Genomic DNA, 14233 nt, shown 5'->3' with positions numbered 1-14233 from the left:
GGAATCAGTCGCGCCATCATGCGACGGTTTTCGAGCATGTACGACACGCCGGACGGCACACGCAGGTTGTCTTCGAGCACGTAGTACTCGCCATCGCCGGCGCGCACCAGATCGATGCCGGAGATGTGCGAGTAAACGCCGCCCGGCACTTTCAGCCCGTGCATCTCGGTACGGTATTCGCTGTTCCCAAGCACCAGCTCGCGCGGCACGCGACCTTCGGCGAGGATGCGCTGTTCGCCGTAGACATCCGCCAGGAAAAGATTGAGCGCAAGAACGCGCTGGCGAAGCCCGGCCTCGAGCATGCGCCATTCGGCCGACGGCACGATACGCGGCACCAGGTCGAAGGGGATCAGGCGTTCGTTGCCCGATTCCTCGCCGTACACGGAAAACGTGATGCCGACGCGGTGGAACGAGATTTCAGCCTCGCGCCGCTTGTGTTCAACCTGCTGCTCGGGCGTGCTCTGCAACCAGTGATCGAACGCATGGTAATGCGCGCGAAGTTCGCCGCCGGCATGGTGCATTTCGTCAAACATGGGGGGCATGCGTCGACCCGTGTGAGCAAGGGGACCCTTGCGGTCACACATAACATGCGAGACGCGGCTTGCCTAGTTGCGGCTTTGCTGGCACGGCGGCGCAAGGCCACGAAAACCGGTCTCCGGAAACAACTCCGCCTTCACGAGGACGGCGGAGTCGGTTCACTTGCCAGCGGTGGTGCGTTACTGGCAGATCTGTACCTTCACGTGGTCAACGATCATTCCGTTCGGCGCTGCGGCCGCGGTGTTGGAGTCGGACACCGTGCGGAAGCGCAGCTGCAGGCTCTGGCCGGCGAAGCTGTCGAGGTCGACGATCGACGGCGACGGCGCAGCGGTACCGGCCGGACCCGGATAGCACCAGCTCTGGCGTCCTGCCAGCGGAGCACCTGCGGAGGCTGTTCCGTTGTACGGGTCCGTGAACATGTGGCTCGCGTCGAGATAATCGAACGAGCTGCCACCATTGGTGCTGGTCTCGAGCGACGAACTGTCCCAGCACCCGGTCGGCGGATCCTGTTCGGATTTGTGCCAGGCGTCATACGAGAGGATCACCGACTGTGCTGTCGGAATCGTGATCGCCGGCGAGGTCAGCGTGCGATCGCTCGACACGGTGTTGTCGGGCACTTTCCAGACCGGCGTGGTGAAGCCGGTGCCGGCCGGAGCCGCGCCCTGCGTCCAACCTGTGCCACCGGTTCCCGCTGCGGTCCACCCACCAGCCCCCGCATCGAATGTTTCTTCGTAGACCGTCGATGCCGTCGTGCCTGCCGGGCAGGTGCCCGGCGTACCGGTGGTGAACGAGAACGTTGCCGACGGTGCGCTCGGACCACAGTAATTGCTCGGCGTCACGCGCCAGAAATACTGCGTATTGGCGTCCAGCGTGGTGTCGACGGTCCAGGTCGTTCCCTGCACGGTCGCGCTGGCAACGATGTCAGTGAACGCCGAATCCGTGGCGACTTCGACCAGGTACTGCAGCGCACTGGAGGTCGTGAAGATCGGCGGCGGCGCGACTCCGTCGAAGCCGTCGCCGAAGATGCGATCGGTCAAGTCGAGCGTTCCCCAGTTCAGGACCGGTCGCACCTTCACGCCAGCGGCGGTGTTGGTCGGCGACAGCAGCGTCACAACCTGTGGCGCCGTTGCGGAAACGCCGAGTTCCAGAGCGATGCTGCGCGACAGCGAGCCGCTGGTCGCATCGACCGAGAAATCGTATTCGCCGGAAGGCAATGTCGCGCCTCCGAGGATCGTGAGGATGCTGCTTCCCGGCGCCGTGACCGGAGTCGGCGAGAACTGCGCCGTGGCACCCGCGGGAAGTCCGTTCGCGGTCAGAGCGACCGATCCATTGAACCCGTTCAGCACGCCAATACGCAGGCCATACGAAGGATTGGCGGACGTCGTCGCCTCGCAGATCTCGATGCGCTTGGGCGTTTCGGCAACCACCGCGTAATTCGGATCGCCGCATTCAGCAAACTTGAACGAACACACACGCGTGTGCCAGCTCGACGATGCGGTGGTCGGGTAGTACTCGGTGGTGAAGTAGAACGTGCACTGATCGACAGGATCGACATTCATCGCGGAATAATCGCCCCAGCGATTGCTGGTGCTGGTCTGCGAGCCATTGGCAATCGTGTCGGTGCAGCCGCTTTCGTCGCGCAGCGTGCCGGCCGCATCATCGAGCGTACGGCCCGTGATTGCGATCTGCGGATGGATGGTTGCACTCGACTTCGAGAAACCCACGCCGATGTCGCCGCTGCCGTCAATCGCGATGCCGCCCATCCAACGTACGTTGGCGTCCGGTGCGTAGGTGCCCTGGTCGACGATGTGGCGGTCGAGCGCGGTCGGTGTGGACGGATTGGCACCATGATCGTCGAGATCGAAATGCACCCAGTTGATGCCGCCCTGCTGCACGTTGCCTTGAACGACATGATTGACGACGAGCGAGATGCGCGTCGGTGCATCGACCGGGAACGCGCGCGCATTGGCGTGATACATGATGTGCGTGCCGAACGAATCGAGTCCGGCGGTGCTGCCGAGCTGCGGAACCTCGTCAAAATACGAAACAAACGGCTCGCCTTGGATCCGCGAGGGGTTGGCCGACACGGTCGTATTCGCGGGTGTCGCCCAGTTGATGCACATGTCCCAGAACAGGTATTCACTGGTCGCGCCATCGAAGTGGACGTAGCTGGGGCACGCATTGGTGGGGGCGTTCAGCGCACCGGTCAGATTGATCGGCTCCACGCCGTACGCATCGAATCCACCGAAGCGCACCATTGCAGCAGTGGGATCGCCGACCAGCATCTTGTCGCGTTCGAAGGCGATGAACGATGCGCCGAGGAACGCGCTCGACCCGCTGAATTCATGTGTCGTCAGGAGATACGCATCCTGACCGGCGCCATCGGTCCACACACCCATGTGCGGGTAATCGCCGAAATTCGGGAAATTGAATTCGTAGCGTGCGTACGTTCCAAATGGGTCGGAGGTGGTCGACACCGCCACGCACTGTGCGAAGGGTGCGGACGTCACGAACTGGCTCATGACCCAGCGCTGCGCGCGCGCGTCCCACACCGCGAGCGGATCGCCTGCGTTGGTCGTCTCGCACTTGCCGCCGAAGCCGACGAAGAACGAGTTGCCGGGGCGCGGCGTCAAGGTGTTCGGATCCGGATTGCCGGTGAGCTTGTCGAACGCCTGCCACGAGGAATTCACCCACTGGATGAAGTGAACGTCGCTGACGTCGCCATTGGTGTCCGGCGGGAGACAGCCGCAGCCAGAGGTCGTCGAGCTGATTGCCTCAAAGCTGAGATCGACCGCTGGCGCGGGCACGCCGGTGCCGCGCGTCTGCATGCGCGAATAGTCGGGCACCAGCGAGCTGACTCTTCCGCTCGGCTTCAGAAGGATGTTCGGAATCTCGAACGGCTCCTCTTCAGTGCCGGCAGGCGCCTGCGGCGGCATGGTGCGCAGGATGTCCCGCAGAGGTGCCGAAATATCGTGGCGCGCGGCGTGAGTGACAGTCGGCAGACTTTCCGGCGTGATCGTCGTGGGGGTTGTGACCCCTGCGTTCGCGGCGGAGAAGCCAAGGGCCAACAGCGCGGCGCCGATGGCGGTGGGCATGAAACGCGACAAAACCATGATCGATCCCCGTAGGTGCGGTGGCGGCAATGTTCAATGTCGATCGAAGGGCGGCCGTCACCCGTTCGTCCAATTCACGATCCTGTGGATCCGCCTGCGCGCGCCTTGAGACGTGCATCGAGCACATCCAGTCGGCGCAGGTGATCGCCGAGAAATCGTCGTGTCTGATCCGGCAGCCCGGGATCGTCCAGCGCTGTGCGCACCGAAGTACGCTCAAGCGCGGGGGAGATCCGCCGCAGCATCAGGCACGCACGCTCGACGAGCGCCGGACTTCCACTGCGAACCCACCGCACGAGCGCGTCAGAAGGCAACGAACCCGCATGCTGGTCGAGCAACTCCAGAGCCACCAACACCAAGTCGGTTGGGTCTGAGGTCGGGTCACTATATCCGCCTACAGACGTAGTTGTCACTACGTCACGGGCGACTGCTTCCCACCAGTTTCCGAGATCCGACGGACGTTTGAATGCGGACTGCAACAATGACGCTCTCACCGCGGGCGGTGTCTGCGTGCTGCGCGCGACACGCTCGACGGTCCCCTCGTTATCGTCGCGAAGTCGTTCGCCGATCTCGGGCTCGAGCGCAATTTCGCCCGCTGCCAGGGTCTGTAGCGCCAGGTCGTGCGACCCGAGCGCTTTCATCAGCAATTGGAAGAAGCGACGTGACTCGCGCCCGTGCTCGCTGCGCCCGGCCTTGAGCAGTGCGCGGGTTTCCGGAGTGTCGGCAAACAGCGCCGGGTCGAGTCCGATGCTGGTGACGAGCGTCGCTCCACGCGGATCTGCCACGGTGCGTGTCGGATGGCGTGGATCGGAGCGCGCGATCGAATACCCGACGATGTAGCGCTCGCCCGGCTTTACCCGTCGCGCAACCGACAGCGGAACGCGGATATCGATCAGGTCCGGCAGTTTTCCCCGACCGCTGAAGACGTCCTTGCGCTGGAACACCACCCGACCCGCTGGATCAATGTCGGAAACGACGCCGGCGACCAGAACGGTGCCAGGCGAGTACAACAATTCCATCGGAGGTTCGACGGGCTCGGCACGCACCGCGTGCGATGTCGCAATGGCGACCATCGACACAAGGGTCAAGGCGAAGATCAGCTGACGGGGGCGGGCAGACGTGTGCCCTCGGATCGGCTTGATGACGGACTGCAAGGAATGCTCCAGGGCGTAGTGCGACTAAGCCGAGAGGCTACGTCACTACGACCCGGACGGAAAGGCATCTGCTGCTTTCCGATGCCCGGTCATGAAAAGGGCCGCACGCGGCGGCCCTTGCGAATCGATGGAGCGACAGCGACTACTTCAGACCGGCGGCCTTGCGCAGCTCCGCGGCCTTGTCGGTCTTCTCCCACGAGAACGACGTGTACTTCTCGCCACTCTTCAGCACCACGTCCACCGGCGCACGACCGAAGTGGCCATACGCGGCGGTCGCCTGGTACATCGGGTGCACCAGGTCCAGCATCTTGATGATTCCGTACGGACGCAGGTCGAAGTGGTTTCGGATGAGTTTCTCGATCTTCTCGTCGGCGATCTTGCCGGTGCCGAATGTGGTCACCGAGATCGAGGTCGGATGCGCCACGCCGATCGCGTACGACACCTGCACCTCGCAACGATCGGCGATGCCCGCAGCCACGATGTTCTTGGCGACGTAGCGCGCCGCATATGCCGCCGAGCGGTCGACCTTCGACGGATCCTTGCCCGAGAACGCGCCGCCGCCGTGACGGGCCCAACCGCCGTACGTGTCGACGATGATCTTGCGGCCGGTCAGGCCGCAGTCGCCCACCGGACCGCCGATCACGAACTTGCCGGTCGGGTTGATATGAAACTTTGTGCCTTTGTGGATCCATTTCTTCGGCAGCACCGGATCGATGATGTGCGTGCGCACCGCCTCGATCAGGTCTTTCTGCTTGACCGATGGATCATGCTGGGTCGACAGCACGATTGCATCGATCGCAACCGCCTTGTCATTCTCGTAGCGCAGCGTGACCTGGCTCTTGGCGTCCGGGCGCAGCCACGGCAGCGGCGAATTCTTCTTCTTGCGCACCTTCGCCTGCTGTTCAACGAGTCGATGCGACAGATGGATCGCCGCCGGCATGAAGCTGTCGGTTTCATTGGTGGCATAGCCGAACATCAGGCCCTGGTCGCCCGCGCCCTGTTCTTCCGGCTTTTTGCGGTCGACACCCTGGTTGATGTCCGGCGACTGCTTGCCGATCAGGTTCAGCACGCCGCAGGTCGCGCCGTCGAAGCCGACGTCGGAGGAGTCGTACCCGATGTCGAGGATGACCTTGCGCGTCAGCGCTTCCAGGTCGATCCACGCGGAGGTGGTCACTTCGCCAGCGACGATCGCGACGCCGGTCTTGACCATTGTTTCGCAGGCCACGCGCGCACGCTTGTCCTGCTCCAGGATCGCGTCGAGAACGGCGTCGGAGATCTGGTCGGCGACCTTGTCCGGGTGGCCTTCGGAGACGGATTCGGAAGTGAAGAGAAAGCTGCTCATCGAGGCAAATATCCTTCTATACGGATGGATGGATGAAACCAACGGCGCGCATCATACACGGGCGCGGTGTCGATTTCAGCATCGCGGCTGAACGGCAACGCCGGTGCCGGGATCAGGGCCATTCGTTGGGTGTTTCGCGCCGACTCTCGTGCCTCATCCGCACGACGCAGAACCGTTGCCCGGTCGGTGCTTCCATCAACCACCATCGATGGACGAAACCGATCCGCTTCGCACCAAGCGCCTCGAGGCGCGCCGCCTCGGCGTCAATGTCGTCCGCCTCGATATCGAGGTGGACGCGCGAGGGATGATCGACCGCCTGTACCTCGACGTGAAGGCCGCCGGGAGCATCGCCAAACTCGGCATAGCGGCCTGTTCCACCGGAGTCCGGATCGGCGATTGTCAGCCCGAGTACCGCGCCCCAGAAATTCGCGGCAGCGCCGAGATCGTCTGTCTGGCAGTCGATGATGAAGCCCGCGAGCCGGCTGCGATGGGCCATGGCAAGTCCTTGTTTGTGGTCGTCAACCCGGCAGCGATAGATCGTCAAGCATCGCTTTCAGAAAACGCGCGGCCTCGCCGCCGGTGGCGGCGCGGTGATCGAACGTCAGTGACAGCGGAATCACGCGATGCGATTCGAAGCCCCCCATCACGGGCGTCATCTGGTGCCGGCCCTTGCCGGCCGCGATGATCGCCACGCAGGGCGGAACCACCACCGGCGTTGCGTAGCGGCCGGCGAACACGCCGAAATTCGACAGCGAGATCGTGTAGCCGGAAAGCTCGGTCGGTGGAATGCTGCGGTCCTCGACCTGCGTCCGCAGGCGATTCACCGCCGCACGCACACCCGCGGGTTCGAGCACGTCGGCGTTGCGCAGCGCCGGCACGAACAGGCCGTCCTCGGTGTCGACCGCAATGCCGATGTCGACATGCGGATGAAGCGTTCGCGTGAGGTTCTCGCCGTCGAACCAGGCGTTCAATGCCGGGACCGCCTTGGACGCGCGCACAATCGCGCGAACCAGCCGCCCTGTAATGTCGTTGCCCGGCGACCACGCGTGGATGTCCGCGTCATCGCACAATGTCGTCGGCACGACTTGCGCATGCGCGGCCGCCATGACGCGCGCCATGTTTCGACGGACACCCTTGAGTTGTTCGGGTTGTCCGCTTGCGGCGACCGAATGCGGCGAGGTGCGCATCGGCTTGCCGCTGGCAGACAGCGCTGTTCTTCCTTCAGTGGCAGAGGCAGCCGTGCGCGCGGCGTCCGCGATCGGTGGAACCGGACGGGATGTTCCTTCGACCCGGCTGGACGACGGGGTTGAAACGCGCGCGCTGCCGGCCGCTGCCGCATCCTTCACATCCTTGAGCGTCACGACCCCGCCGGCGCCACTGGCGCTCACCCGCGCGAGGTCGACGCCGAGCTTCCTGGCGAGGGCGCGGACGGCCGGCACGGCCTTGGCGCCGCCGACGCTCGTTGCCTGTTCCGTGTGTACATGGTTGCTCGTCTGCATCGCGCCAACGACCGTGCCTTCATCGGCGCGGCCGGCGTCGTCGTTCGTCGAAATCTCACCGCCCTCGTCCGATGCCACCACGCCTTTGTGATCCGGAGCTTCACTCCCTGCACCTCTCGACGGCGCGGCAGTCGCCGGCTTGGGTGGCGCATGGTGATGGCCGGTCGATTCCGCTTCCGCGCGCTGCGGCTGCGACGGATCGATTTCGAACTCGGCGAGTGGCGCTCCCGTTGTGATCACGTCACCGGCGCCGCCGTGCACCTTCGCGAGCGTTCCCGAGAACGGGGAGGGGACTTCGACGATCGCCTTCGCGGTCTCCATCGACACCATCGGTTCGTCGAGCCTGACGGTACCGCCTTCCTTTACCAGCCACTCGACGATCGTCGCGTCAGGAAGGCCTTCGCCGAGGTCGGGGAGGTGGAACGTCTTCATGTCGGCCATGCGGGAAACTCGTCTTCGAAGGTGTGCGCGGGACCGCGCGTTTCAGGGAATGTGCAGCGCGATCAGCGCCAGAACGGCGGGAACGACCTGCACGTAGAGAATCCTGCGATTCACCGTCAATCCGCCATACAGGCCGGCGACGATGACGCAAGCGAGGAAAAAGATGTCGATCATCCATCCGCTGCGGCCGAGGGCGAGCCCCCACACCAGGCCGGCAGCGAGAAAGCCGTTGTAGAGGCCCTGGTTGGCAGCAAGCACCTTGGATGCAGCCGAGAATTCCGGTGTGATCCCGAACGTGCGGCGGCCGTAAGGCGTGTCCCACAGGAACATTTCCAACACGAGGAAATACACATGCAGTGCGGCGACGAGACCGACGAGAATCTGGGCAATCGCGTGCACGTCGGGCTCCTCGTGAAGGTCAGCTGACGTCCAACGTCTTCTTCGCCGCAGCGAGGATGCGTTCGACGCTTGGCAGGTATTTCATTTCGAGCCGGTACAGCGGAATGTGCGTGTCGTAACCCGTCACGCGCTGCACCGGCGCGACGAGATCGTACAGCGCTTCATCGGCGAGCCGAGCGGCGATCTCGGCACCGAAGCCAGCCGTGCGCGGCGCTTCATGCACGATCACGCAGCGGCCGGTTTTCTTCACCGAGTCGTGGATTGTCTCGAAGTCGAGCGGCGTCAGCGTCGCGACGTCGATTACTTCGGCACTGATGCCCTGCTCGGCGAGCGCGTCGGCGGCTTCGAGCGTTTCCTTCACTTGCGCGCCCCACGTGACCAGCGTGATGTCGCTGCCATCGCGCAGCACGAAGCACACGTCGAGCGGCAACGCTTCGCCGTCGTCGGGTACGTCTTCCTTGTACTGGCGATAGATCCGCTTGGGTTCGAAGAAGATCACCGGATCCGGATCGCGGATGGCGGCCAGCAGCAAGCCATAGGCGCGACCGGGTGAAGAGGGCATCACCACCCGCAAGCCCGGGATGTTGGTAAACAGATGCTCGTTGGCTTCGGAGTGATGTTCCGGCGCGCGGATGCCGCCGCCCCACGGAGCACGAAAGACCGCCGGGCAGCTCATGCGTCCGCGCGTGCGTGTACGCAGGCGCGCCGCGTGGCACGCGATGTGTTCCATCATCGGATAGATGAAACCTTCGAACTGGGCTTCGGCGACCGGCTTCATTCCTTGCGCGGCGAGTCCGACAGTGAGGCCGGCAATGGTCGTTTCGTCGAGCGGGGTATCGATGACGCGCTCGCTTCCGAACGTCTGTTGCAACCCCTGTGTCGCGCGGAACACGCCGCCATTGACCCCGACATCCTCGCCGAGAACGACGACGGTGGAGTCGTGCTTCATTTCGTACGCGAGCGCCTGGGTGACGGCTTCGATGAGGGTGATCTGTGGCATTGAGCGTGATCCGATGTCTGTATGTTCGATGGTGGACGAAGCCGGTCCGCGGGGAATCAACGCACAGGCTTGTCCAGCGCGAGCGCGGCGCTGCGCTGCCCCGCGAGATCCGCCGGCAGCTCGGCCCAGGTGAAGTCGAACATCGCCTCGGTGGGCTGGGATTTCGTTGCGAGATACGCATCGACTTCGAGGTCGACCGTCTTCGAGCACTCGACCTTCCAGTCTTCTTCCTCTTTTTCAGTCCACGCGTTGAGCGACATCAGGTACGTCTTCATGCGCTTCATCGGCTCGCGCTTCCAGGCCGCCTTCACTTCGTCATCCTCGCGATAACGGCGCGCGTCGTCCGCCGTGGTGTGATCGGACAGCCGGTAGGTCACCGCCTCGATCACCATGCCGCCGTGGCCGTGGCGTGCGCGCTTGATCGCGTAATCCATTGCCGCCCGCATTGCGATGAGATCATTGCCGTCGACCTGCAGGCATTCGAGTCCCGCAGCAATGCCTTTCTGTGCGAGCGTCTTCGCCCCGGTCTGCGCACTGCGCGGCACCGAGATGGCCCATCCGTTGTTGACGATCACCGAGACGTACGGCAGCGTCATCGCGCCGGTGACGTTGATGGCGCCGTAGAAGTCGGCTTTCGACGAACCGCCGTCGCCGACCACTGACACCGCGACGCGAGGTTCCTTGCGGATCTTGAACGCCAGCGCGGCCCCCGCGGCGTGCAGGCACTGCGTCGCGATCGGCACCGCCCACGCGAAGTCGTGGGCGGGTCCTGAGAAATCGCTGCCGCGCTCGTCGCCACCCCAGTACAGCAGGATGTCGCGCGGCTTCACGCCCCGATGGAGCTGCGCGCCGTACTCGCGGTACATCGGCGCAAACACGTCGTCTTCCTGCATCGCGCTGCCGATCGCAACGTGTGCGGCTTCGTGGCCGAGGCTTGACGCATAGGTGCCCAGCTTGCCGGTGCGTTGCAATGCGACCGCTTTCGCATCGAACACGCGCACGAACAGCATTTCCTTGTACAGATTGACGAGCTCGCGCACATCGCGCGCAATCGCGGGAAGATCGTCGCGGACGAGCTTGCCGTCCTCGTCGAGGTATTGCAGGTATTCAATCTCGAAGGTGGCGGCGATGGACAAGTGGCCTCCGTTGCGATGTCGCATGGCGCGCGAGCGCGCGGCGTTTCAGTGGTGGGTGATCACAGGTCCGACACGCGAACCGGTCGCGCCTGCCGGCGCGCGATCTTTGGCCGGTGACAGTAAGCAAGAGCGCGTTGCGTCCGCAAGGCCCGGCGCAGCATCCACCGCGACGGGCGGGTAAACTGATCTGCTTCCATGGCGTGGCGTTGCAATGAACGAAACTCCGAACCTGCGTCCGATCGAACAGGGCATCGAACTCGACCTTCGAGATCGCACGGCGTATGGCGGCTATCTGCAGCTGCCGACGTTGCTCTCCGCTCAGAAGCCGCTGAGCAACCCGCCGCACCACGACGAAATGCTGTTCATCGTGCAGCATCAGGTCGCCGAGCTGTGGATGAAGCTGATGGTCCACGAACTGCGCGCGGCAATCGTGCGCCTGCGCGAGGACGACGTCGACACCACTTTGAAGATCCTCGCGCGCGTCAAACAGGTTCAACAGCAGCTTTTTGCCCAGTGGGGAGTGCTGGAAACGCTGACACCGGCGGAGTACCTGGAGTTCCGTCATGTGCTCGGTCCTGCATCGGGCTTCCAGTCGCACCAGTACCGGATGATCGAGTTTCTTCTGGGGAACAAGAACGCCGGAATGCTCAGTGTGTTCGACCACGATCCGGCCGCACGCGAGGAATTGCGCGAGGTCCTCGAGGCTCCGAGCCTGTACGACGAATTTTTGCGCTACCTCGCTCGCCGCGGCCACGCGATCCCCGCCGGGAGCCTGGATCGCGATTTCAGCCTGCCCCATGAGCGCACGCCGGGCCTGATGCCTGCATTGAAGAGAATCTACGAGAATGCGCGCGATTTCTGGCCGGAATATCATCTGAGCGAACAGCTGGTCGACATCGAGGAGAGTTTCCAGCTCTGGCGTTTCCGCCATATGAAAACCGTCGAGCGGATCATCGGATTCCGCCGCGGCACCGGCGGCTCCTCCGGCGTGGCGTTTCTGAAGCGCGCGCTGGAATTGACGTTTTTCCCGGAGCTGATCGACGTGCGCACCCAGATTGGCGTCTGATCCCGTCGGGTATTGCGCTGCGGTTTGACGCCGCCGCCGCCAGCGGTTACACCTTTGCGGTCCACACCGCTTCCAGGGGAACGCATGTCCAACTCCACCGCCAGCCTGCCGGGCGCACCGTCACCTCCAGTCTTCCAGGATTCCCTCGGCCATCCGCGCCCGCTGTGGATGCTGTTCATGACGGAGTTCTGGGAACGGTTCGCGTTCTACGGCATGCGTTGGGCGCTGACGCTGTACATCGTCTCCCAGTTCTTCGGCGGCGATTCGACCGGCGAGGCATTCGCCAACCAGACCTATGGCGCCTATCTCGCGCTGGTCTATGCCGCCGGTGCGTTCGGCGGGTACATCGCCGACCGGCTGATCGGACACCAGCGGTCGATCCTGATCGGCGCGATCGTGATGGGCGCCGGCCTGTTCGTGATGATGGTGCCGAACCAGCAGGTCTTCCTGCTCGGACTGTCGCTGGTGATCATCGGCAACGGGTTGTTCAAGCCGAACATCTCGACCCTCGTCGGCGAGCTCTATCCGCAAGGCGACCCACGTCGCGACGCGGGCTTCACGATTTTCTACATGGGCATCAATGCAGGCAGTTTCTTTTCCCCGATCCTCACCGGCTGGCTGGCGAGTGTCATCACCGACACGCCGATGGTGCAGAACTACAAGATCGTCTTCGCCACGGCCGGCATCGGCATGGTGCTGAGCTATTTCTGGTTCTGGTTTGGACGACGCCAGCTGCAGGGCATCGGCTCGGCGCCGGTGGGTGCCAGCGGCGGCCGTTCGCTCGGCCTGCTCGCCGTCTATTTTGTGGTCGGCATTCCCCTGATGTTCTTCCTGTTGAGTTCGACGATTCTCGCGTGGATCCTCTTCGCGCTGTTCGTCGGGCTCGCCGCGATGTTGCTCGTCGAAGGCATGCGCGAAGGAAAGGTGGCACGCGACAAGGTGATCGCGATGCTGATCATCTTCGTGTTCAACGTGATGTTCTGGATGTTCTTCGAGCAGGCCGGCAGTTCGTTCAACTTCCTCGCCGAAAAGATCGTGAATCGCGATTTTGGCGGCTGGGAGTTCCCTGTTGCGTGGTTCCAGTCCGTCAATCCGCTGGCCATCATCTCGCTGGCGCCGCTGGTCGCGATGATCTGGATCTGGATGGGGCGTCGAAACTCCGAACCTTCGATCCCGCGCAAGTTCGGCCTCGGCCTGATCGGCAACGGTCTCGCGTTCCTGCTGCTGATGTACGCGTTGACGCACCTGGTCGATGCGGATCAGAAGATCCCGTTCTGGACGCTCTTCATGGTGTATGTGGTGCAGTCCGTCGCCGAGCTGTGTCTGTCGCCGATCGGTCTGTCGATGGTGACCAAGCTCGCGCCGCCGAAATACGTCGCCTTCGCGATGGGCGGGTGGTTTCTGTCTGTCGCCAACGGCAACAATCTGTCCGGTGAGTTCGCCAAGTGGGTCAGCGGCACGGACGGCATCTCCACGACCTCTGCGTTGCTCGGCTATACCTGGGGTTTCTGGTCGCTGATGGGCGCAGGCGTCCTGTTGTTCCTGATTGCTCCGCTGGTCAACAAGCTGATGCACGGGGTCCGTTGAGCGAGGTGAATCGGGGCATGGGCTGGCGCGCGTTGCGCACGCCCTGTCTCCGCATCGTTACACCGGTGCGAGCTTGTCGAGGATGCTCTCCAGCGCACGCTGTTCGTCCGTTGTGAGCTTTGCAACCATCGTTCGCTCGTGCTCGCGCGCGAGCGGCGCGATCGCATCGTGAACCTTCCAGCCGGCGGCGCTGAGCCGCAGCACCGAGCGGCGCTTGTCGCCCGCATGCGTCTTGCGCGCAACGCGTCTGGCGGCGACGAGCCGGGTGAGCGCGCGACTGACTGCGACCTTGTCCATTTCGGTGCGTGATGCAACCTCGCGCGCCGACAGGCCGTCGCTGTCGTAGCGGGCGAGCACCGCCATCACGCGCCATTCCGTCATCGACAGGTCGAAGCGGTCCTGATACGTCTGCGCGATCGCCTGGCTGACGCGGTTCGAGAGGATCGACAGTCGATACGGCAGGAATCGTTCGAGTTCGAGCGGGGCGTGATCGGTCATGTGGCAGCGCGCCTTGCAATTGGTTTCAAATGAAACTATAAAGCACCGGTCCGCGCTCGTCCATGATCGCGGGTGAAGGCAATCGGCGCAGATCCGCTTTCCTTCACGCAGGCGCTGCGAGCGCCGCAACAGACCGGAGGACACGATGAACGCCCAGCCCAACCTTGGCATGCAGGTCACCACGTTCGACAACCCGATGGGTATCGACGGGTTCGAGTTCGTCGAATTCGCCGCGCCCGACGGCCGTGCCGGCGGACTGCGCGACCTGTTCGGAAAAATGGGTTTCACGGCTGTGCGAAAGCACATGTCGCGCCCGATCACGCTCTTTCGGCAGAACGGCGTGAATCTCCTGCTGAACGAGGATCCGGATTCATTTGCGGCCGACTTCGCGCGCGCGCATGGCCCCTGCGCGTGCGGTTTTGCGATCCGCTTCCAGAAGACGTCCGCCGAGGTACTGGCAACCG

The 14233-nt window shown here is 63.6% G+C and carries 12 protein-coding genes and 1 pseudogene; 3 read left to right on the top strand and 10 right to left on the bottom strand.

The annotated features are described in order from the left end of the window. The 9 genes from ABIV12_RS17235 to pdhA form a co-directional block, all read right to left on the bottom strand. Window positions 1–542, bottom strand: a 542-nt coding sequence (locus ABIV12_RS17235) for a circularly permuted type 2 ATP-grasp protein (RefSeq protein WP_348061643.1), incomplete at its 3' end; no start/stop codon positions are given. A gap of 174 nt (window positions 543–716) precedes the next feature. Next, window positions 717–3650 carry a hypothetical protein gene (locus tag ABIV12_RS17230; RefSeq protein ID WP_348061641.1) on the bottom strand — a complete coding sequence of 978 codons (2934 nt, stop codon included), beginning with the start codon at window positions 3648–3650 and terminating at the stop codon, window positions 717–719. Window positions 3651–3724: 74 nt separating this feature from the next. Continuing rightward, window positions 3725–4801: a hypothetical protein gene (locus ABIV12_RS17225; RefSeq protein WP_348061639.1), complete on the bottom strand. Its 1077-nt coding sequence runs from the start codon at window positions 4799–4801 to the stop codon at window positions 3725–3727. Window positions 4802–4943: 142 nt separating this feature from the next. Continuing rightward, window positions 4944–6143: a methionine adenosyltransferase gene (gene metK / locus ABIV12_RS17220; RefSeq protein ID WP_348061637.1), complete on the bottom strand. Its 1200-nt coding sequence runs from the start codon at window positions 6141–6143 to the stop codon at window positions 4944–4946. 112 nt (window positions 6144–6255) lie between these two features. Then, window positions 6256–6639, bottom strand: coding sequence for a VOC family protein (locus tag ABIV12_RS17215; RefSeq protein WP_348061635.1), 384 nt, complete (start codon window positions 6637–6639; stop codon window positions 6256–6258). Window positions 6640–6661: 22 nt separating this feature from the next. Further along, window positions 6662–8083 (bottom strand): dihydrolipoamide acetyltransferase family protein, encoded by a 1422-nt coding sequence (locus ABIV12_RS17210; protein ID WP_348061633.1) that lies wholly within the window; start codon window positions 8081–8083, stop codon window positions 6662–6664. 42 nt (window positions 8084–8125) lie between these two features. Beyond that, window positions 8126–8482, bottom strand: a complete 357-nt coding sequence (locus tag ABIV12_RS17205; protein WP_348061631.1) for a DUF1304 domain-containing protein — start codon at window positions 8480–8482, stop codon at window positions 8126–8128. 19 nt (window positions 8483–8501) lie between these two features. Then, the gene (locus tag ABIV12_RS17200) at window positions 8502–9482 is read right to left on the bottom strand and encodes an alpha-ketoacid dehydrogenase subunit beta (protein ID WP_348061629.1); all 981 of its coding nucleotides are present in this window, start codon (window positions 9480–9482) and stop codon (window positions 8502–8504) included. Between the two features lie 56 nt (window positions 9483–9538). Then, window positions 9539–10618: a pyruvate dehydrogenase (acetyl-transferring) E1 component subunit alpha gene (gene pdhA, locus ABIV12_RS17195; protein ID WP_348061627.1), complete on the bottom strand. Its 1080-nt coding sequence runs from the start codon at window positions 10616–10618 to the stop codon at window positions 9539–9541. A gap of 211 nt (window positions 10619–10829) precedes the next feature. On the opposite strand from pdhA, the gene ABIV12_RS17190 reads away from it, so the two are divergent. Together ABIV12_RS17190 and ABIV12_RS17185 are read left to right on the top strand one after the other, a co-directional pair. Beyond that, window positions 10830–11684 (top strand): tryptophan 2,3-dioxygenase family protein, encoded by an 855-nt coding sequence (locus tag ABIV12_RS17190; RefSeq protein ID WP_348061625.1) that lies wholly within the window; start codon window positions 10830–10832, stop codon window positions 11682–11684. An 84-nt stretch (window positions 11685–11768) separates the two neighbouring features. Then, window positions 11769–13271, top strand: a complete 1503-nt coding sequence (locus ABIV12_RS17185; RefSeq protein WP_348061623.1) for a peptide MFS transporter — start codon at window positions 11769–11771, stop codon at window positions 13269–13271. 57 nt (window positions 13272–13328) lie between these two features. Here ABIV12_RS17185 and ABIV12_RS17180 read toward each other — a convergent pair whose 3' ends face one another. Next, on the bottom strand, window positions 13329–13769 hold the full coding sequence (locus tag ABIV12_RS17180) for a MarR family transcriptional regulator (RefSeq protein ID WP_348061621.1): 441 nt from the start codon (window positions 13767–13769) through the stop codon (window positions 13329–13331). Window positions 13770–13914: 145 nt separating this feature from the next. On the opposite strand from ABIV12_RS17180, the pseudogene ABIV12_RS17175 reads away from it, so the two are divergent. Beyond that, window positions 13915–14233: pseudogene (locus ABIV12_RS17175) on the top strand (4-hydroxyphenylpyruvate dioxygenase); the annotation flags it as partial.

Origin of the sequence: Dokdonella sp., assembly GCF_039926425.1 — a bacterium.
Lineage (GTDB): Bacteria > Pseudomonadota > Gammaproteobacteria > Xanthomonadales > Rhodanobacteraceae > Dokdonella_A.
Note: the sequence above shows the minus strand (reverse complement) of the source record. Positions and strands in the feature narration are given on the sequence as shown.

Coding starts and splice junctions, on each gene's coding strand:
- ABIV12_RS17215 (WP_348061635.1), bottom strand. CDS start 6,639: ATGGCCCATCGCAGCCGGCTCGCGGGCTTCATCATCGACTGCCAGACA.
- metK (WP_348061637.1), bottom strand. CDS start 6,143: ATGAGCAGCTTTCTCTTCACTTCCGAATCCGTCTCCGAAGGCCACCCG.
- ABIV12_RS17230 (WP_348061641.1), bottom strand. CDS start 3,650: ATGGTTTTGTCGCGTTTCATGCCCACCGCCATCGGCGCCGCGCTGTTG.
- ABIV12_RS17210 (WP_348061633.1), bottom strand. CDS start 8,083: ATGGCCGACATGAAGACGTTCCACCTCCCCGACCTCGGCGAAGGCCTT.
- ABIV12_RS17180 (WP_348061621.1), bottom strand. CDS start 13,769: ATGACCGATCACGCCCCGCTCGAACTCGAACGATTCCTGCCGTATCGA.
- ABIV12_RS17200 (WP_348061629.1), bottom strand. CDS start 9,482: ATGCCACAGATCACCCTCATCGAAGCCGTCACCCAGGCGCTCGCGTAC.
- ABIV12_RS17190 (WP_348061625.1), top strand. CDS start 10,830: ATGAACGAAACTCCGAACCTGCGTCCGATCGAACAGGGCATCGAACTC.
- ABIV12_RS17185 (WP_348061623.1), top strand. CDS start 11,769: ATGTCCAACTCCACCGCCAGCCTGCCGGGCGCACCGTCACCTCCAGTC.